The organism is Amycolatopsis sp. NPDC059027 (assembly GCF_042739735.1).
GTDB lineage: Bacteria > Actinomycetota > Actinomycetes > Mycobacteriales > Pseudonocardiaceae > Amycolatopsis.
Genome location: NZ_JBHYIK010000029.1, coordinates 1 through 18,955 on the forward strand (window position 1 = coordinate 1; position 18,955 = coordinate 18,955).

Annotated in this window: 19 protein-coding genes; 13 read left to right on the forward strand and 6 right to left on the reverse strand. The window is 72.3% G+C overall.

Features of this window, described 5'->3' with window-relative positions:
- Positions 1-49 precede the first annotated feature (49 nt).
- Both dhaL and ACFWY9_RS20895 read right to left on the reverse strand, forming a co-directional pair.
- On the reverse strand, positions 50-655 hold the full coding sequence (gene dhaL / locus ACFWY9_RS20890; protein WP_378326495.1) for a dihydroxyacetone kinase subunit DhaL: 606 nt from the start codon (positions 653-655) through the stop codon (positions 50-52).
- A gap of 11 nt (positions 656-666) precedes the next feature.
- The gene (locus tag ACFWY9_RS20895; RefSeq protein WP_378326496.1) at positions 667-1,671 is read right to left on the reverse strand and encodes a dihydroxyacetone kinase subunit DhaK; all 1,005 of its coding nucleotides are present in this window, start codon (positions 1,669-1,671) and stop codon (positions 667-669) included.
- Positions 1,672-1,828: 157 nt separating this feature from the next.
- On the opposite strand from ACFWY9_RS20895, the gene ACFWY9_RS20900 reads away from it, so the two are divergent.
- The 7 genes from ACFWY9_RS20900 to ACFWY9_RS20930 all read left to right on the forward strand — a co-directional run bounded on the left by ACFWY9_RS20900 (position 1,829) and on the right by ACFWY9_RS20930 (position 7,570).
- On the forward strand, positions 1,829-2,593 hold the full coding sequence (locus ACFWY9_RS20900; protein WP_378326497.1) for an IclR family transcriptional regulator: 765 nt from the start codon (positions 1,829-1,831) through the stop codon (positions 2,591-2,593).
- A gap of 53 nt (positions 2,594-2,646) precedes the next feature.
- Entirely contained in the window at positions 2,647-3,255 is a 609-nt protein-coding gene (locus tag ACFWY9_RS20905; RefSeq protein ID WP_378326498.1) for a biotin transporter BioY, read from the forward strand.
- A complete protein-coding gene (locus ACFWY9_RS20910; RefSeq protein WP_378326499.1) occupies positions 3,255-4,565 on the forward strand; it encodes an AMP-binding protein in 1,311 nt (436 codons plus the stop codon). The genes ACFWY9_RS20905 and ACFWY9_RS20910 overlap by 1 nt, the downstream gene beginning before the upstream one ends.
- Positions 4,562-5,698: a thiolase family protein gene (locus ACFWY9_RS20915; RefSeq protein WP_378326500.1), complete on the forward strand. Its 1,137-nt coding sequence runs from the start codon at positions 4,562-4,564 to the stop codon at positions 5,696-5,698. Before ACFWY9_RS20910 ends, ACFWY9_RS20915 begins: the two co-directional genes overlap by 4 nt.
- Positions 5,695-6,369, forward strand: coding sequence for an energy-coupling factor ABC transporter ATP-binding protein (locus ACFWY9_RS20920; protein ID WP_378326501.1), 675 nt, complete (start codon positions 5,695-5,697; stop codon positions 6,367-6,369). The genes ACFWY9_RS20915 and ACFWY9_RS20920 overlap by 4 nt, the downstream gene beginning before the upstream one ends.
- Entirely contained in the window at positions 6,366-6,971 is a 606-nt protein-coding gene (locus ACFWY9_RS20925; RefSeq protein ID WP_378326502.1) for an energy-coupling factor transporter transmembrane component T family protein, read from the forward strand. The genes ACFWY9_RS20920 and ACFWY9_RS20925 overlap by 4 nt, the downstream gene beginning before the upstream one ends.
- Before the next feature lie 92 nt (positions 6,972-7,063).
- The gene (locus ACFWY9_RS20930; RefSeq protein ID WP_378326503.1) at positions 7,064-7,570 is read left to right on the forward strand and encodes a hypothetical protein; all 507 of its coding nucleotides are present in this window, start codon (positions 7,064-7,066) and stop codon (positions 7,568-7,570) included.
- A gap of 155 nt (positions 7,571-7,725) precedes the next feature.
- Here ACFWY9_RS20930 and ACFWY9_RS20935 read toward each other — a convergent pair whose 3' ends face one another.
- Entirely contained in the window at positions 7,726-8,280 is a 555-nt protein-coding gene (locus tag ACFWY9_RS20935) for a CGNR zinc finger domain-containing protein (RefSeq protein WP_378326504.1), read from the reverse strand.
- A 22-nt stretch (positions 8,281-8,302) separates the two neighbouring features.
- Here ACFWY9_RS20935 and ACFWY9_RS20940 point away from each other — a divergent pair, with 22 nt between their 5' ends.
- Complete coding sequence (locus ACFWY9_RS20940; protein ID WP_378326505.1) at positions 8,303-9,490, forward strand: MFS transporter; 1,188 nt, start codon at positions 8,303-8,305, stop codon at positions 9,488-9,490.
- Here the strand turns inward: ACFWY9_RS20940 and ACFWY9_RS20945 are convergent.
- Positions 9,459-9,827 (reverse strand): Rv2175c family DNA-binding protein, encoded by a 369-nt coding sequence (locus tag ACFWY9_RS20945; protein WP_378326506.1) that lies wholly within the window; start codon positions 9,825-9,827, stop codon positions 9,459-9,461. The two genes, ACFWY9_RS20940 and ACFWY9_RS20945, sit on opposite strands and share 32 nt — an antisense overlap.
- 103 nt (positions 9,828-9,930) lie before the next feature.
- Between ACFWY9_RS20945 and ACFWY9_RS20950 the strand changes: the two genes are divergently transcribed.
- From ACFWY9_RS20950 to ACFWY9_RS20970, 5 genes are all read left to right on the forward strand, one after another.
- Positions 9,931-11,913 (forward strand): PASTA domain-containing protein, encoded by a 1,983-nt coding sequence (locus tag ACFWY9_RS20950; protein ID WP_378326507.1) that lies wholly within the window; start codon positions 9,931-9,933, stop codon positions 11,911-11,913.
- Positions 11,910-12,119 (forward strand): hypothetical protein, encoded by a 210-nt coding sequence (locus tag ACFWY9_RS20955; protein ID WP_378326508.1) that lies wholly within the window; start codon positions 11,910-11,912, stop codon positions 12,117-12,119. Before ACFWY9_RS20950 ends, ACFWY9_RS20955 begins: the two co-directional genes overlap by 4 nt.
- A gap of 57 nt (positions 12,120-12,176) precedes the next feature.
- Positions 12,177-13,679 (forward strand): SPFH domain-containing protein, encoded by a 1,503-nt coding sequence (locus ACFWY9_RS20960; protein WP_378326509.1) that lies wholly within the window; start codon positions 12,177-12,179, stop codon positions 13,677-13,679.
- Between the two features lie 5 nt (positions 13,680-13,684).
- Complete coding sequence (locus tag ACFWY9_RS20965; RefSeq protein WP_378326510.1) at positions 13,685-14,482, forward strand: hypothetical protein; 798 nt, start codon at positions 13,685-13,687, stop codon at positions 14,480-14,482.
- A gap of 141 nt (positions 14,483-14,623) precedes the next feature.
- Positions 14,624-15,949, forward strand: coding sequence for a wax ester/triacylglycerol synthase family O-acyltransferase (locus tag ACFWY9_RS20970; RefSeq protein WP_378326511.1), 1,326 nt, complete (start codon positions 14,624-14,626; stop codon positions 15,947-15,949).
- A 44-nt stretch (positions 15,950-15,993) separates the two neighbouring features.
- Here ACFWY9_RS20970 and ACFWY9_RS20975 read toward each other — a convergent pair whose 3' ends face one another.
- Together ACFWY9_RS20975 and ACFWY9_RS20980 are read right to left on the reverse strand one after the other, a co-directional pair.
- Positions 15,994-17,385 (reverse strand): class II 3-deoxy-7-phosphoheptulonate synthase, encoded by a 1,392-nt coding sequence (locus tag ACFWY9_RS20975; protein ID WP_378326512.1) that lies wholly within the window; start codon positions 17,383-17,385, stop codon positions 15,994-15,996.
- Positions 17,386-17,473: 88 nt separating this feature from the next.
- Positions 17,474-18,877, reverse strand: coding sequence for an alpha/beta hydrolase (locus ACFWY9_RS20980; RefSeq protein ID WP_378326513.1), 1,404 nt, complete (start codon positions 18,875-18,877; stop codon positions 17,474-17,476).
- Positions 18,878-18,955 lie beyond the last annotated feature (78 nt).

The following is an 18,955-nucleotide window of genomic DNA, read 5'->3' on the forward strand; positions in this document are numbered from 1 at the left end:
TCGCGGGACTCTGAGTCCTTCGAGGAGGCCCCCACGGAACGTCGCGAGGTCAGGCGGCCGCGTCGAAGAACCAGGCCACGGTGAGGGCGCCGGGGTCGATCACGCCGCGGGCGTGTTCGCCGACGTAGCTGGCCCGGCCCCGTTTGGCCAGCAGGTTTTCCGTGGACGCGGCGCCTTCGTGGGCGGCGGCCGCCGCCGCGGCGAGCGCCTTGCGGACGTCGTCACCGCGGGCCGCCGAGGCGGCGAGCGCCTCCGCGGCGGGCACCATCGCGTCCACCATGGTCTTGTGCCCGACCTCGGCGTTGCCCAGCCGGCGCACCGCCGCCTGCGCGTTGTCCGCCGCCGTGGCGAGGACCGCCACGGTCGCTTCCGCGCCGACGGCCTTCGCGAACTCCCGGAACCACATCCCGAACAACGGGCCACTGGTGCCGCCGGTGTGCAGGAAGGCGTTGGCCACCGCGGTGAACACCGCGCCCGGGGTCTCCGGCGCGTCCGCTTCGAGGTTGGCCGCCGCGCGCTCGACCGCGGAGCGCAGGTTCGTGCCGTAGTCGCCGTCGCCCGCGCGGCGGTCGAGTTCGGTCAGCTCATCGCCCCGGTCGCGCACCGCCGCGATGAACGCGTCGATCCAGGTCCGCGTCTCGGCCGTTCCGAACATGTTCCGCTCCTTCACCACGTCAGCGCCGGGGTCCGCACCGGCGCGTCCCACAACCCGGTCAGTTCGTCGTCGGCCCGCAGCAGGGTGATCGAGCACCCGCGCATGTCCAGCGACGTGACGTACGAGCCGACCAGCGACCGCGCGAGGACGATCCCCGCGTCGTCGAGGAAAGCCGCCAGCTCCCGGTGCACCACCGACAGTTCGAGCGCGTGCGTGCCGCCGAGCCCGTTGACGATCGCGAGCACGCCGTCGCCGCTTCCGAGGCCCAGCGCCTCGACGATCGGCGCGGCCAGCTGCGGGACCAGTTCGCGGGCGGGGCCGAAGGGGCGACGTCCGATGCCGTGCTCGCCGTGGATGCCGACGCCGAACTCGATCTCGTCATCGGGCAGCTCGAACGACGGCCGCGACTGGCCCGGCCGAGTGCAGGACGCCAGCGCGAGCGCCAGGGTGCGCGCCGACCCGGCGACGCGGGTGCCCAGCTCCACCAGCTCGGCCAGCGTGGCACCGCGCTCCGCCGCCGCGCCGCAGATCTTCTCCACCGCGACCACCGCCGCGGTCCCCCGCCGGCCCGGACCGCCCTCCTCCTGGCCGTCGGTCGCCAGATCGTCGTCGACGAGCACGGTGGCGACCTCGACACCCTCGTCGGCGGCCAGCTCGGCGGCGATGCGGAAGTTCAGCACGTCCCCGGTGTAGTTCTTGACGATCAGGAGCACGCCCCGGCCGCGGTCCGCGGCGCTGATCGCGGCCTTGATCTGGAACGCGGTGGGACTGGCGAACACCGCGCCCGGCACGGCCGCGTCGAGCATGCCCTCGCCGACGAACCCGGTGTGCAGGGGCTCGTGGCCCGAACCGCCACCGGAAACCAGCGCGACCTTCGGCGTCGTCACGCCGGTGGCACGCACGACGTAGGCAGGGTCCTCGTGCCACCGGATCAGGTCCGGATGCGCCCGCTGTAACCCCGCCAGGGCCTCGGGCACGAACTCGGCCGGGTCGTTGATCAGCTGCCGTACCGCCACGGGCGCCTCCTCGCGCATTTCGACCAGCGACTCGAACGACGTCGCCTTAACGACATAGTCGCAATGCATTCGACATTATCGAATGTGCGATGACCATAGGTCGCCTCGCCGCTGTTGTAAAGTGCGTGCGGATGACGGCCTCGCGAAAGGACGGACGATGATCCAGTCCGTCGACAGGGCGATGCGCATCCTCGGCGTGTTGCGGTCCTCGCGGCGGTTGTCCCTGTCCGAGCTGGCCGGACGGCTGGAGCTGGCACCGTCCACAGTGCACGGAATCGTGAAAACCCTGCAGGCGCACGGATTCGTGCTGCAGGACAGGGCCTCGGGCCACTACCGGCTCGGTCCCGGCGCGCTGAAGCTGGGCAACGTCTACCTCGACACGCTGGAGCTGCGGTCCCGCGCCGTGTCCTGGGCGGCGGAGGTCACCCGCGGCACCGGGTACGCGACCCGCACCGGCGTCCTGCTCCCGGGCGAGGTGCTGATCGTGCACCACGAGCCACGCCCGGACGGGTCCCGGCAGATGCCCGAGGTCGGCATCACCATCCCGGTCCACGCCAGCGCGCTCGGCAAGGCGATCCTGGCGTTCTCCGACCCGGACACCGCCAACGCCCAGCTGGGGGAACTGCACAGCATGACCCGGGACACGGTGACCGGCCCGGAGCAGCTGCGCACCCAGCTCGACGAGATCCGCGAACACGCCTTCGCGACCGAACGGGAGGAAGCGGTCATCGGCGAATGCGAGCTGGCCGCGCCGGTCTTCGACGGCTACGACACGGTCGTCGGTGCGATCGGCGTCGTCGTCCCGGCGCAGGAGTGGCCTGCCGGGGACGCCCTCGAGCCCGTCGCCGGCGCGGTACGCGACGCGGCACGGGCGATTTCCCGCGAGCTCGGGGCGACACGCTGGCCGGTGCCGCCGGGGTGACACTCACCACCACGCGGCGTATGCCCTTCGGCGTCCAGTATTAGATTCCCCCTGTGCACACGGAGAAGACCCCCGACGACGGGAACGAACCCGGCCCGCGCCGGACGCTGCCCGCGGCCGACCTCGCGACCACCGTGGTGTTCGCCGGGTTCATCGCGGTACTCGGCGTCTTCCCCGGCCTGTACCTCGGCGGCGGGAGCGTACCCGTGGTCCTGCAGAACGCCGGGCCGCTGCTCGCTGGCTGCGTGCTCGGCGCGCGGCGGGGCACCGCCGCCGTCGTGCTGTTCCTCGCGCTCACCGCGATCGGCCTCCCGCTGCTTTCCGGCGGCCGCGGCGGTATCGCGCCGTTCCTGGGCCCGAGCTGCGGTTTCCTCCTCGGCTGGATCCTCTCCGCGCTGGTCGCGGGCGCGATCGTGACACGGGCGAAGCGCGTCGGCCTGCCGATCCTGCTGCTCGCCGCGGTGCTCGGACTGGCCGCCGACTACCTCGTCGGCGTCCCCTACCTCGCCTTCTACCTGGGCGATCCGCGCGCCGCCGCCGTGCAGTCGCTGGTCTTCCTGCCCGGCGACGCGATCAAGGTCGTGGCCGTCGCGCTGATCACCTCGGTGCTGCACCGGGCACTGCCGGGCAGGCTCGCCGGATCGTCGCGACGGACGGGCTGATGCTCGCCACTCCCCCGATCGCCGGCCCCGGATCGGTGCCGCCCGCGCTGCTGACCCGGGCGCACGGCGCGGCGGAACGGCTGGCCGCGCACGGGATCGGCGAGGGCTCGCGAGTGGCGATCGAAGCGCCGGACACCCTGGCCTGGTTCCTCGGCGCGGATCTGGTCGGCGCCGCCGCGCTGATCGTCGAACCCGGCTGGTCGGCGAGGGAGCGGGCCGCGGTGCTCGCCGACGCGGCACCGGATCTGGTCGTGACCGGCGATCCCGGCATCGCGCGCGAAGGCGTGACCCCGGCCGGTGACGGCCGCACCTGGTTCGCACTGCCGACGACGTCCGGCAGCAGCGGAGCGCCGAAAGTCCTGGCCAGGACCAGGGATTCGTGGCTGGACAGCTTCGCCGCGCTCGGTCCGCTCGACGGGCCGGTGCTGATCCCCGGGCCGTTGAGTTCGTCGCTGTTCCTCTTCGGCGCGCTGCACGCGTTCTGGTGCGGCCAGGACGTCGAACTGCTGTCGCGCTGGGACCCGGCGGCCGCCGCGCGGGCCGCGACGCGGACAGCGTCGGTGCACGTGGTGCCCGCGATGCTGACGGGACTGCTCGCCGTGCTCGACCGGCAGCCGGAGACGAGGGCTGCCTGCACGCTGAAAACGATCGTCTGCGGTGGAGCGCACGTCGACGCCGCGGACCGCGCACGTCTCGCCGAGCTGTTACCGGGCACCGAGCCGCTGTTCTACTACGGCTCCGCGGAACACTCGCTGATCGCCGTGGAACGCGGCGGTAGCGGCCTGCGCCTCGTTCCCGGCGTGGACGTCGAGATCCGCGACGGGATCCTGTGGGTCGATTCACCGCTGGCGCACAGCGCGCGACTGGACGGCGGCGTGCCCCGGTATGTCCACAAAGGATTCTCTACTGTGGACGATCGGGCCGTGTTCGACGACACCGGCGCGCTGGTGGTGCACGGGCGCGCGGGATCGATGGTGTCCAGCGGCGGAAAACTGGTCGCATGCGAGGAAGTCGAGGTCGTGCTGCGCGCCGTTCCCGGCGTCACCGACGTCCTCGTGGCCGGGACGCCGCATCGGACGTTCGGCTCGCTCGTGACGGCCGTTGTCGAAATCCCGGCCGAAACCACGGACACCTCCCGCGACGTCCTGCGGGCCCTGCGGACGGCCGCGCGCAGGGAACTCGAACCGGCCAAACGGCCCCGGCGCTGGCTCGCGGTCAAGGAACTTCCCCGTACCGCCGCGGGGAAACCGGCACGCGCCGCCGTCGACGCGATGCTACGGGACGGCGAACTCGCCGCGGAGCCACTGTGAACAACACTGTGAACGACGAACGGGTTCCTGTGGTCATCGCCGCCCGGCGGACCCCGATCGGCGACGCGGGCGGCTCGCTTCGCCGGTACACAGTGGACGAACTCGCCGCACCCGTGCTGCGGGCGGCATTGGCGGACTCCGGACTGACCACTGTGGACGATGTCATCCTCGGGAACGTCTTCGGCCCCGGCGGCAACACGGCGCGGGTGAGCGCGCTGCGCGCCGGTCTGGGCGCGGAGGTTCCCGGCGCCACGATCGACCGGCAGTGCGCCAGCGGGCTGGCCGCGATCGCGACGGCCGCCGCGTTGATCCGCGCGGGCGAGGGCGAGACGTACCTCGCCGGGGGCGTCGAAAGCGTGTCCACCGCTCCGTATCGCTTCTGGCGCCCGGAATCCGCGACCGCGCCGCCGCGGGCCTACACCCGCGCGCCGTTCGCGCCCGCGGAGATCGGCGACCCGGAAATGGGTCCCGCCGCCGACCTCGTCGCCGCGGAGGCGGGGATTTCCCGGGAACGCCAGGACATCTTCGCCGCGCGCAGCCACGAGCGGGCGATCGCGGCGCAGCGGGACGGGCACTTCGGCGCCGAACTCGTCCCGCTCGGCGCTGCCGAGAAGGACGAACGCCCCCGCGCGGGATTCACGCCCGAACGGCTGGCCCGGTTCCGGCCCGCCTTCACCGACGGCGGCACGGCCACCGCCGCGAACTCCTGCGGGATCAGCGACGGCGCGGCCGCCGTGGTGATCACCAGCGAGGCGGTCCGCCGGCGGCTCGGGCTGCCCGGCCTGCGACTGATCGCCTCCGCGACCTCGGCCGTCGATCCGAACCGGCTCGGGCTGGGCGCGGTGCCCGCGATGACGAAGATCCTCGACCGCGTACCCGACGTCGTCGAGTTCAACGAGGCGTTCGCGGGCCAGGCACTGGCCTGCCTCGCCGCGGCGGGGATCGACGAGCACACGGTCAGCCCCGATGGCGGCGCGATCGCGCTGGGACATCCGTGGGGCGCCTCCGGCGCCGTGCTCGTGGTGCGGCTGTTCGGCACGCTGGTCCGGCGACGCGCCGGAAACACGGGCCTGGCCGCGTTGTCGGCGGGCGGCGGTGTCGGCGTGGCAACGATGTGGGAGACGGTGGCGTGATCGAATTCGAAGGTGTCGGCCACCGCTACGGCGACCGCACCGTCCTCGCCGACGTGGATCTGCGGCTGCCGGAACGGCGGATCGCGTTCGTCGGCGCGAACGGTTCGGGCAAGTCGACGCTGGCGAGGATGATCAACGGCCTCGTCCACCCGAGCGCGGGCCGGGTCCGGGTCGACGGCCGGGATCCGGTGCGGGACGGCCGGGCCGTCCGGCGGCGCGTCGGCTTCGTGTTCACCAACCCGGACAGCCAGATCGTCATGCCGACCGCGGGCGAGGACGTCGCCTTCTCGCTGCGCCGAAGTGGACTGTCCAAATCGGAGCGTGCGGCGCGGGCGGCCGAGCTGCTCGCCGAATTCGGCCTCGCCGGCTACGCCGATCACCCGGCCCACGACCTTTCCGGCGGGCAGAAGCAGTTACTCGCGTTGTGCGCGATGCTCGTCACCGAGCCGGACGTCCTCGTCTGCGACGAACCGACGACGCTGCTGGATCTGCGCAACAAACGCCAGTTCGCGCGGCGGCTCGAAGGACTCACGCAGCAGGTCGTGCTGGTGACCCACGACCTCGACCTGCTCGGCGGCTTCGACCGCGTCGTCGTCCTCGATCAGGGACGGGTGGTGGCCGACGACCGGCCGGACGAGGCGCTGCGCCGGTACCGGGAGCTGATCGGGTGACCGGCGGCTACCAGCCGGGGACGAGCCCGCTGCACCGCGCGCCCGCCGGGGCGAAACTCCTCGGGCTGCTCGTGCTCGCGACGGCGGTGTTCCTGCTGCGTTCCCCTGGGTGGCTCGGCGGGATCTGCCTGGCCGTGGTGGCGGGCTACGGGCTCGCGCGCCTCCCGGTCCGCCGCTGTCTGCGGATGTTCCGGACGCTGCTGCTGTTCGCGCTCGCCGTGTTCGCGGTGCAGTGGTGGCTCGTGAGCCTCGACGCCGCGTGGCTGGTGAGCCTGCGGCTGGTGGCGGCGCTCGCCGCGGCGAACCTGTTCACCGCCGTCACCCGGGTCGACGACCTGGTCTCGACCATCGAACGTGTCGCGACGCCGCTGCGCCGGTTCGGCCTGCGGCCGGAGCGGATCGGCCTGCTCGTCGGACTGACCGTGCAGGCCGTCGCGACACTGTCCACAATCGCCGGGCAGGTCCGCGAAGCCGCGAAGGCACGGGGCGCGGAACGCTCGGCGATCGCCGTCGCGGTGCCGTTCCTGGTCCGCACCATCCGCCACGCCGACGAGCTCGGCGAGGCCCTCGCCGCCCGCGGCGAAGGCGACGGCAGGACCTGAAGCGCTCGTCCTGTCGGCGGGGAAACTGTCGGTGGGGCGAGTTATCGTCTGGCCGGTCCACCGCGTTCCCGTGTAGAAGGTTTGAGGTCCTGATGGCTGTGTCGTCCCGTGACTCGATGCTGGAGCTGCTCTCGGCGGACGGCCCGGACCCGGAGCACGCCGAAGCGCTGATGCTCTACGGCAGGCTGGTCGGAAACTGGACCATCAGCAACCGGTACCGCTTCCCCGACGGGCAGTGGCGGACCGCCGAGGGCGAGTGGCGTTTCGGCTGGGCACTGGGCGGCCGGGTGGTGCAGGACGTGCTCTTCTGCCCGGAGTTCCACGGCCGGTATCCCGGCACCACCGTCCGCATGTACGACGTCAACACCGGGCTGTGGCAGATCACCTGGTTCTCGCCGAAACTGCCGTCGTACTTCTCCCAGACCGGCCGCCCGGACGGCGCCGGCGGGATGATCCAGGAGGGCACCGACCCCGACGGCAAGCGCTCGCGGTGGACGTTCACCGACGTCACACCGGACTCCTTCCACTGGCAAGGTTTCAGCGCCACCCCCGACGGCGAGTTCGACCTCTTCCAGGAGATGCACGCGACCCGCGCCTAACCCGAGTTCTCCCTCCAATCACGCGAGATCTCCGTCCAATCACGCGAGATCTCCCTCCCTGTCACCGAAGTCGCCGGAGCGCGGGACGTGAGTCGCGTGATCAGGGGGAGATCTCGCGTGATCAGACGCGGAACTCGCGTGATCAGGGGGAGATCTCACGTGAGCTGGCGGCGGTGGGCGGCGACGCGTTCCCGGGTCGAGCACCGCGTCGAGCAGTAGCGGCGCGGGCTGCCGCCGCCCAGGTGCGCGAACGGTTTCCCGCAGGACGGGGACGCGCAGATCCCGCCGGGCAGGGCCTGCCGGTCGGCCAGCAGCACCGCGAGCGCGAGCGCCGACGAGGTCACGAACCAGGTGTCCCACGGCCCGTCGTCGTCGGCGTCCACGTGCAGATGCCAGCCGAAGGCCGCGTCGTGGGCGGTCAGCCGCGGCGGCCCGGCGTAGGCGGCGAAGAGGCGGTTGAGCACGTCGGCGGCTTCCTCGACGTCGGCGGCGGCGAACACCTCCCGCAGCGCGACCGCGGCCTCCCGCAACGCCGCGACGTCCTTTGTGGACGGTTCGCCCGCGTCGGTTTCCCCGTGCTCGCGCAGCACATCGGCGACCACGGCGGGCGAGGGTTCGCCGGGCAGCAGGACGTCCAGCAACGCCACCGCGCGGCGGACGGCGTCCCGCGCCGAGCGGCCCGCGACGAAATCCCGGTGCGGAACGGTCATATCCCACTGTAACGTCTCGCCCATGAGAAGCCGTTACCGGCTCGCCGCCTACCTCACCGGCGCGACGGCCGCCCGCACCGGCGACGAGCTGTCCGGCCCGGCACTGCTGCTGCTCGGCCTCGCCGGTTCGGCGGGCGCGGGGTCGGCGCTGCTCGCCGGGCTGACGATCTCGGCGGCCGCGGGCGGTCCGCTCTTCGGCGCGCTGCTCGACCGCAGCCCGGCGCCCGGGCGGCTGCTCACCGGAGCGCTGGCCGCGTACGCAGGCGGCCTCGGCCTGGTGACGGCGTCTTTCGGGCACGCGCCGTTTCCCGCGGTGGTGGCGATCGCGGTCGCGGCGGGCCTGGTCAACCCCGCGATCGCCGGGGGCTGGACGGCTCAGCTGCCCGCCGTCGCGGGTGCCGCGCTCCCCCGGGCGAGCAGGCTCGACGCGATCACCTACAACGCGGCGAGCCTCACCGGGCCGGGGCTGGCCGGGCTGGTCGCGACCCTCGCGAGCGCACCCGCCGCGCTCGTGGTGGCGATCGCGCTGGTCGCCGCCGCACTGCCACTGGCATGGCGCCTGCCGAAGCGGACGTCTCCCCTGCCCGGCACGCCCTTGCGTACGCAGTTCGCCGCAGGCTTCAGCGTCTTGGTCCGCAACCGGGCGCTGCTGCGCGCCACGGCGACGTCGACGCTGTCCTTCGTCGGTCTCGGCATGGCCCTGGTCTGCTACCCGCTGCTGGGAATCCTCCGGCTCGGCGGCGCGGGGAACGGCACGCTGCTGGTGACCGGGCTGGCCGCGCTGTCACTCCTGGCCAACGTCGTCCTGGCACGACGTCCCCTGCCCTTGAGCCCGGACCGCACGGTGCTCGCCAGCACGCTCGTCCTCGCCGCGAGTTTCGCGGCGTCGGCCTTCGCGCCCGGTGTGGTCCCGCTGGTGCTCGCGGCCGCGCTGGCCGGGCTCGGCCAAGGCCCGCAGCTGACCTCCCTGTTCGCGATCCGGCACCGCGAAGCCCCGGAGCACGTGCGCGCGCAGGTGTTCACCACCGCTGCCAGCATCAAGATCACCGGGCTCGCGCTGGGCACGGCGGTGGCGGGCCCGCTCGCGGCGTGGTCGGTCCCCGGCTGCCTGCTCGCCGCCGCGGCCACGCAGTTACTCGCCGCGGTGGCCTACCTGCTGTGTGCGGGCAGGAAGGCGGTCAGAACGCCATCGCCTGCGCGCGCCGCTTGACCTCGGTGCCGTGGCTGGTGCGCAGCGCGTTGACCGGGGTGCTCCCTGGCAGCGTGTCGTCGGCGGTGAACAGCCAGCGGAGCATCTCCGTCCGGCTGAACCCGGCGTCGGCGAGCACGGTGATGGTGCCCGCGAGGCCCTTCACGACCCCGTCCTTGACGAAGAAATCCCCGGGCACGCAGAGTTCACCGCCCCGGCGTACCGCGATCAGGTGACCGTCGCGCAACAGCTGCCGCACCTTGTTGGCCGAGATCCCCAGCACGTCCGCGACCTCCGACAACGGGAGCACGGAGACAGCGGTGTCGAGGATGTCATCGGCGACAGGAATCCCACTCACACGTGACACTGTGCCACATTCCGTCCCTTTTCCCGCTAGTGCGCACGGGTGACCGGTGAGGGCGTGCCCACTACGCGTGCGTGAGTCCGTACGATTCAGAGCTGTGACACGCACCCACCCCAGTCTGGCCGGAACGCTGCTCGAACAGCGGTACCGGGTGGACAGGCTGCTAGCGCGCGGCGGGATGTCGTCGGTCTACCGGGGCACCGACACCCGGCTGGACCGGCAGGTCGCGATCAAGGTCATGGACCCGCGCTTCGCCGACGACCGCTCCTTCGTCGACCGGTTCGTCCGGGAGGCCCGGTCGGCGGCCCAGCTGCATCACCCGCACGTAGTAGCCGTGCACGACCAGGGCTTCGACAGCCCCGTCGGCGGCGAGCCGGGGTACGCGTTCCTCGTCATGGAGCTGGTCGACGGCGGAACCCTGCGCGATCTGATGGACGCGAACGGGCCGCTGGACGTCGCCCTCGCGCTCACCATCGCCGAACAGGCCCTCACCGCGCTCGCGGCCGCGCACGCCGCCGGGCTCGTGCACCGCGACGTCAAACCCGAGAACGTGCTCATCGGCCGCGGCGCCACGGTCGGCTCCGGCGGCGTCGTCAAGGTCGCCGACTTCGGGCTCGTCCGCGCCGTCGCCAGTGCCGGGACGACCAGCTCCAGCGTCATCCTCGGCACCGTCGGCTACCTCTCCCCCGAACAGGTCACCACCGGCGCGACCACCTCGCGCGGCGACGTCTACTCGGCCGGGATCCTGCTGTTCGAGATGCTCACCGGCCGCGCCCCCTACACCGGGGACACCGCCATCTCGGTGGCCTACCGCCACGTCAACGACGACGTCCCGAGGCCGAGCGAGCTGCGGCCGGGGCTGCCGCCCGCCCTCGACGAGCTGATCCTGCGCGCGACCCGGCGTGATCCGGAGCAGCGCCCCGCCGACGCGGGCGTGCTGCTGTCCGAGCTGCTCGCCGTCCGCGCCGAGCTGGGCCTGCCCGCGGTGCCGATCCCGGTGCCCCCGCCGCCGGACGCCGGGGAGACCGACAGCGAGCGCACCATGCGGATCGCCCCGGTCACCGACCAGACCATGCCGGTCACCGGCCCGCAGGGCACCCGCGCGCTGACCCGCGCCGCCGCCCCCGTGGCGCCTCCCCCGCCGCCACACGCCGAGCCCCCGATGCCCGCCGGCGAGGCCAGGCCACCGGCGAACCGCAAGCGGACGATCGCGCTGATCGCCGCGGCGGTGCTGGTGCTGGGCGGGCTGATCGGCGCGTTCGCCTACATCCTCACCGACTCCGCGCCCAACACCGCGACCGTGCCCGCGCTCGCCGGGAAGAACCAGGCCGACGCCGGGGACGCGCTGCGCGCGGCGAAACTGGTCCCGCAGTTCAACCAGGTCTTCGACAACACCGTGCCCGCCAACACGGTGATCAAGTCCGATCCGGCCGCGGGTGCCACGCTGCCGCCGAACTCCACGGTCACCGTCCTGCTGTCCAAGGGCCGTCCGATCGTGCCCGACGTCAAGCCCGGCACCCCCGCCGCCGACGCGGACCGCGCGATCCAGGCCGTGCAGCTCACCCCGACGCGCGGGACGCCGGAGTACAGCAACGAGGTCGCGCAGGGCGCGGTGATCCGCACCGACCCGTCGCCCGGCAGCCCGCTCGACGTCGGCAGCACGGTCGCGCTCGTGCTGTCCAAGGGCCCCGAGCCGCTGCCGCCGGTCCCCGACGTCACCGGCCGCCCGCAGGACCAGGCGTTCCAGACCCTCAAGCAGGCCGGCTTCGAGCCGTTCCTGGCAGGCGAGGAGTTCAAGGAGGACGTCGCGGCCGGATCGGTCACCAAGACCAGCCCCGCAGGCGGTTCGTCGGCGACCAGCCGCAGGGTCGGCGTGTTCGTGTCCAACGCCGTCCAGGTGCCCGACGTCCGGTTCAAGCAGTTCGACGAGGCCGAGAAGATCCTCGCCGGGCTCGGGCTCAAGGCCGACCGGGACGGCGGCAGGGGACACGGCGGGTTCCAGTTCGTGATCGACCAGGACCCGAAGCCCGGCGAGCGGGTCAAGAAGGGCAGCAAGGTCGAGCTGAAGGTGTTCGGATGATCGGGAGCCGCGGCCGGGTGACCGGCGCGATCGGCCCCGGTCTGATCGGCGAGGTACTGCTCACGGTGCGCGGCGGGACGGAGGCGTTCTACGCCTACCCGGTGAATCCGGAGGAGAACATCGCCTCCGGGACCCAGATCCTGGTGGTGGATTTCGAGCCGCCGCGTACGGTCTACGTGGAACGGTGGCAACCGCTGAGCCCCTAGCGGCGTCGAAGGGCTACCCAGGAACACACAACAGAAAAGAGCGGGGGTAGCGCGGCTATGGGCATCGGGGAAATCCTGCTGGTCTCCGGCGGTGGGCTGATCGCGGTCCTGATCGTCGTCTTCGGGATCCTGCGGCTGCTGTACAAGGTCGCCGAGCCGAACGAGGCACTCATCATCTCCGGGCTCGGGGTGCGGGTCGAACGCCACGAGACCGCCGACAGCCTCGGCTTCAAGATCGTCACCGGCCGCGGGGTCAACGTGATCCCCGGCTTCCAGACCGCGCGACGGCTTTCGCTGGACACCAGGGGCGTCAACCTCCAGGTGTCGTGCGTGACCAAGCAGGGCCTGCCGGTCACCGTGCGCGCGGTGGTCATCTACAAGGTCGGCGACGACTTCGCCTCGATCGCCAACGCCGCCCGGCGCTTCCTCGACCAGCAGAAGGGCATGAACGACACGATCCACGAGCTGTTCTCCGGGCATCTGCGCTCGATCGTCGGCGGCCTGACGCTGGAGGACATGATCCACAACCGCGAGGCGCTGACCGGGGAGGTCCGGCAGTCCTCGGCCACCGAGATGATCAAGCTCGGGCTCATCGTGGACTCGTTGCAGATCCAGGAGATCGACGACGAGACCGGCTACATCCTCAACCTCGGCAAACCGCACGCCGCCGCCGTCGCGGCCAGTGCCAGGATCGCCGAGGCCCAGCGCGACCAGGAGGCGGCCGAGGCCGAGCAGATCGCGGCGGCGAAAAAGGCGGCCGCGGTGCGGGGCAGCCAGATCCAGCAGGCCGGGTACCAGGCCGAGGTGGACGAGGCCCGTGCGAAGGCGAGCCAGGCGGGCCCGCTCGCCGAGGCCAGCTCACGCCAGGAGGTCGTGGTCCAGGAGACCCGCGCGGCCGAGCTGGAGGCCGCGCTGGCGGAGCAGCGGCTGCAGTCGCAGGTCCGCAAGCCCGCCGACGCGAAGGCGTACGACACGCGGACCACCGCCGACGCGGCCCGCGACGCGCAGATCGCCAGGGCACAGGCCGAAGCGAAGGAGACCGAGTTGCGCGCCGCGGCGGACGCCACCCGGGTGAAGACCGCGGCCGAAGCCGAGGCGCAGGCCACCCGGTCGCGGGCGGAGGCGACGGCGAGCGCGACGAAGGCGACCGGTGAGGCCGAGGCGACCGCGGCGAAGGCCCGCGGGCTGGCCAACGCCGAGGCGGCCAAGGCACAGGGCCTCGCCGAGGCCGAGGCGGCCCGCGCGAAGGGCCTGGCCGAGGCGGACGCCATCAAGGCTCGGGCCGCGGCGCTGGCGGAGAACCAGGAAGCCGTCGTCGCCCAGCAACTCGCCGAACGCTGGCCCGAGATCGTACAGGCGGGAGCCCAGGCATTCGGTAACGTGGACCACATGGTGGTGCTGAACGGCGCGGACGGGATGTCCGACATGTTCGCCAAGGCGCTCTCACTGGGCGGGACCGGCCTCGGCCTGGCCCGGCAGCTGATGGACGCCATGGGCGGCACGTCGAAACTCGCCGAAGAGGCCGTGCAGCAGAACGGCGACCTGACGTCCCGCGAATAACGGCGATGAACTTCTTCACGGACGGTCCTCGCGAGCGGCCCCTGTTCCCCGTGCCGGAACAGGAGCTCTACGCCTATGAGGGCCGTCCGTGGACCGGTCCGCCCGGCGACCACATCGTGCCGGCGATGCTGCCGTGGATCGTGCAGCTGGCGCGGTCCGAGCGCACGGTGGTCGCGCTGCGGGGTGTCGAGGTCTGGCCGGAGGCGGCGACGCTGCGCCTGTCGGTCTACTCGCGCGACAGCCTGCTCGCCGACGCGCCCCGTGGCAGCCTGATCGACCACCGCCGGGTACCGGACTACAACGCGCTGCTCCTCGGCGTGCTGTTCGCCGACGGCAGCCGGGCCAGCTCCGAGACGATCTCGGTGCCGTCGGCGACCGAACCGGAGGCGCCGGTACTGCGGGCGCAGGGCCGCGGTGGCTCGGCGTTCCACTTCGACCACGAGGTCTTCGTCTGGCCGCTGCCGCCACCGGGGCCGATGAAGCTGATCGTGCAGTGGCTCGACCGCGGTATCTCCGAGACCCAGACCCGGCTGGACGGCGGCGCGATCCGGGGCGCGGCGCCCGAGGCGGGCGAGCTGTGGCCGGGCCTGCACCGCCGCACGCCGAAGGAGCTCCCTGCCCGCCGCGTCGGCGATCAGGTGGCGATCACGCACCAGACCGTCACGGGCGAGGCGACCACCGAGGCCTCGCCGTCCCCGCTGCCCAGCCGGGGACCCGGCGCCACCTTCGCGCGGCGAAATCCCGCCAACGGGTTTAGCCCGGGGAAGAACGCGGTTACCCCGGAACGGCACCCCGAGTCCTGAACACGTTTGGGTGAACGTCACCATAGTTAGCGCGGGTGAAACACCATGACCACTCACCCGTCATGTCCCGATGATGCAGTGTTGATGATGCAGTGTCGCTCATCCCCCTTCCCGTTCCCACCGGACAAGGAGAGGATGCCGATGACAGGCTCCCCGCTCAGCGCGCTCGACGTGGCTTTCTTGTGCCTGGAAAGCGAAACCGCCCCGATGCACATGGGCGCGGTGATCACCTTCAGCCCGCGTGGGCCGGTGGATCCCGGCAGAATGGCCGCGCTGCTGGCGGAACGCGCGAACGGGATTCCGAAGCTGCGTCAGCACGTGCGCACCGCACTGTTCCCGCCCGGCGCCGCCGACTGGGCCGAGGACCCGGATTTCGTTGCCGCCGACCACATCCAGCACCACGAGCTGAGCACGCTGTACGAACCGGACCCGCTGTCCGCCTTCGCCGCGCGCTGGATCGCCGAGCCGCTCGACACCGGAAAACCGTTGTGGGACTTGACGATCATCACTGGCCTGCCGGACGGGAAGTTCGCCCTGCTGCTGAAACTGCACCACGCGCTCACCGACGGCGCCGGTGCCTACGCCGTCGCCGCCGGCCTGCTCGACGACGTCCCGCGCCCGCGACGCAAACCCGAACCGGCTTCGCGTGCGGCGCGGCTGCCCGAACCACGGTCCGCATTGGACACCGTGAAGGACGCGCTCGGCGCCACGCTCAGCCAGGCGGGCGAGACGGCCGGGATCGCGTCCTCGGTGATGCGCGCGGCACGCCCGCCGCTTTCGCCGGTGTCCGCGCCGCCGTCGGCCGAACGGCGGCTGGGTTTCGTCCGGCTGCCGCTGGCCGACGTGCGCCGCGTCCGGCAGGCCCACGGCGGCACCACCAACGACGTCGTGCTCGCAGTGCTCGCGGGCGCCCTGCGGGACTGGCTGGTCAACCGCGGTACGCGCGCCGACGGCCGCTCGCTGCGCGCGCTCATCCCCGTCAGCGTGCGCGGCAGGGCCGCCGGACAGCTCGGCGGGAACAAGCTGTCCGGCTACCTGTGCGATCTGCCCGTGGGAGTGGAGGACCCGGTGGAGCGGCTGCGCCTGGTCCGCCGCGCGATGTCCCGTAACAAGGCCTCGGGCCCGGCCCGCGGCGCCGGCGCGTTCCCCCTGCTGGCCGACCGCGTGCCGAGCGTGCTGCACCGGCTCGGCACCCGCACCGCCGGGCTCGCCGCACCGCTGCTGTTCGACCTCGTGGTGACCACGGTCCCGCTGCCGCCCGCCCGGCTGACCCTCGACGGCGCCCGGATGACCGAGGTCTACCCGTTCGTCCCGCTGGCGCCCCGGCACGCGGTCGGGATCGCGGTGGCCACCTACCGCGACACCGTCCACATCGGACTTCAGGCGAACGGCGAGGCGGTCCCCGACACCGGCTCCCTGCGCGACGCGGTCCTCAAGTCCGCCGCCCGCCTCGTCGACGCCGGCTAGCTCCGTCCACAAAGGACCAAAATGCGGCCCAGCGTGGCGATGCCTCAGCCGCGGAGCATTTCGGCGACGAGGAAGGCCAGTTCCAGCGACTGCTGGGTGTTGAGCCGCGGGTCGCACGCGGTCTCGTAGCGGCCGGACAGGTCGACGTCGGAGATCTCCTGGGCGCCGCCGAGGCACTCCGTGACGTCCTCGCCGGTCAGCTCGACGTGGATGCCGCCGGGGTAGGTGCCCAGCTTGTTGTGCACCTCGAAGAACCCCTGCACCTCGTCGACGATGCGGTCGAAGTGGCGGGTCTTGTAGCCGGTGGACGACTCGTGCGTGTTGCCGTGCATCGGGTCGCACTGCCAGATGACCTTGTGCCCCGAGGCCTCGACCTTCTCGACGATCGCGGGCAGCACCTCGCGCACCTTGCCGTTGCCCATCCGCGAGATCAGCGTCAGCCTGCCGGGCTCGTTGTGCGGGTCGAGCCGTTCGACGTACTCGAGCGCCATATCCGGCGTGGTGGTCGGGCCGATCTTGAGGCCGATGGGGTTCGCCAGCAGCTCGGCGAACGCGATGTGCGCGCCGTCGAGCTGGCGGGTGCGTTCCCCGATCCACAGGAAGTGGGACGAGAGGTTGTACAGCTTCGGGTTCGCCGCGTCGGCGTTGTCCAGCCGCAGCAGCGAACGCTCGTAGTCGAGCAGCAGCGCCTCGTGGCTGGCGAAGATCTCGGTCGACTGGAGCGAGGTGTCGGTGACGCCGCAGGCGTTCATGAACCGCAGGCCGCGATCGATCTCGGCGGCCAGCGCCTCGTACCGCTCCCCCGCGGGCGAGGACGACACGAAGTCCTTGTTCCAGTCGTGCACCTGGTGCAGGTCGGCCATGCCGGCGCCGGTCAGCGCGCGGACCAGGTTCATCGCGGCGCCCGCGTTCGCGTAGGCGCGGATCATCCGGCCGGGGTCGGGCACCCGCAGCTCGGGCTTGGCGACCAGCGAGTTGATGATGTCGCCGCGGTACACCGGCAGGCCCAGCGCGTCGGTGGCGGCCGACCGGGGCTTCGCGTACTGCCCGGCGATGCGGCCGACCTTGATCACCGGCAGGCTCGCGCCGTAGGTGAGCACGACGGCCATCTGCAGCAGCGTGCGGAGGTTGGCGCGGATGTGCGGTTCGGTGTTGGACTCGAACGTCTCCGCGCAGTCACCGCCCTGCAGCAGGAACGCCTCGCCGCGGGCGACCATCGCGAGCCTGCCCTTCAGCCGGTCGATCTCGGCGGGCACGGTGATCGGCGGCACGCTCTCCAGGACGCCGCGGACGCGCTTGGTGAGCTCGGGGTCGGGCCATTCCGGCTGCTGCGCGGCGGGCAGGCCGAGTGCGGTGTCCAGCCGGGCACGCAGCTCCGGCGGCAAGGGAGGGAGCTCGGGGAGCGTGTCGACGGGAACATCCACAGTCCAGTTCACCCGACCAGCATAAGACGGTGCCTCCGCCACCGGGGAGGAGCCCGCCGAGGGCGGCACGCCAGGAGATCCGGTGTGCCGCCCCGCCGGGTCAGGCCGGGCAGGAACCGTCGCGCCCCGGCAGCACGCCGTGCAGCAGATAGCGCAGCACGACATCGTTGCCACAGGCGTTGCCCTTGGTGAACACGCCGTGCCCGCCCTGGTCGACGGTCGTCATCGTGGCCCGGCCGCCCAGCGCGCGCCGCATCTCCCGTGCCCCCGACAGCGGTGTCGCCGGGTCACGCAGGTTCTGCACGAGCAGCACGTTCCGCGGGCCTGACGAACCGATGCGCACCGGCGGTTCGGCGCGTTCCACCGGCCAGAACGCACAAGGATTCACGTTCGCCGCGGCGGGGCCGAACCTCGGGTGCGCCACCCGTTCCCGCTCGACCGCGCGCTGGTAGTAGCCGACGCCTTCGGGCCAGTCGTTGTCGTTGCACACCACCTGCAGTTGCAGGGCGGCGTGATTGTCCCCGTCGAGCGGGCCACCGGCCGGCGCGGCGGTCTGCCCGGCCCATTCCCGGGCCAGCGCCGGGAAATGCGCGTCGTCATAGAACGCGTTCCAGGTATTCGCCCGGAACTCCGGACCGCGGACGGCGGCCAGTGCGTCGAACTTCGCGATCACCGCCCGCGGGGTCCGCCCGAGGTGGTAGACGTCGTCCCGTGCCGCCGCCCAGGCCGCGAAGTCGGGCAGCCGGTCGTCGAAGCCTTCGGCGAAACGGTGGTGCTGCCGCACGTCCACGCCCTGTGGCCCGGTCACGCTGTCCAGCACGAAGCGGTCGGTCCTGGCGGCGAACATCGTGGCGTACGCGGCGCCGAGGTAGCTGCCATAGGAGGTGCCGTAGTAGGAAATCGTGGTCTCGCCCAGCGCGGCCCGGATCCGGTCCATGTCGCGGGCGGTGTTCGCCGTGGTCATGTGCGGCAGCAGGTCCGCGGTCGGCGCCGACGCGCACTTGCGTGCGACCACCCGTGCCTTCGCGGCGGTTTCGGCGACGTCCCGCGGCCCGTTCGCGTACGGTCCGATGATCGAACCTCGCTGCTCCGGGGCCATGTCGCAGGTGACAGGGGTGCTGTAGCCGGTGCCGCGCGGGTCGAACCCGATCACGTCGTACGCCTCGGGCAGCCCGGACGAGCCCATCCGTTCCCTCAGCTGCGCGGGCATCGCCAGCCCCGGGCTGCCGGGTCCGCCGGGGTTCATCAGCAGCACGCCGCGACGTTTCGCCGGATCGGGACTGGCATGGCGGGAAAGGGTGAGTTCGATGGTCCGCCCGCCCGGATCGGCGTAGTCGAGCGGGACCCGCAGTTTCGCGCATTCGAGCCCGGCGGTCGGCGACTGCGGGAGACCGTAGTCCGGACAGGGCGTTGTCCACTTGAGACTCGGCGCGCTTTCCGCGTTCGCGACGGGCGCAGCCGCCACGAGCGGAAGGAAAGCCAGGAGTACCACCGTTTTTCGCATACCCCGAGCGTCGCGCACCCGGGCGCCCGGCGCGTCGGACCGGGGCATGACGCCGCGGCTCAGCCCGTGGGCTGAGCC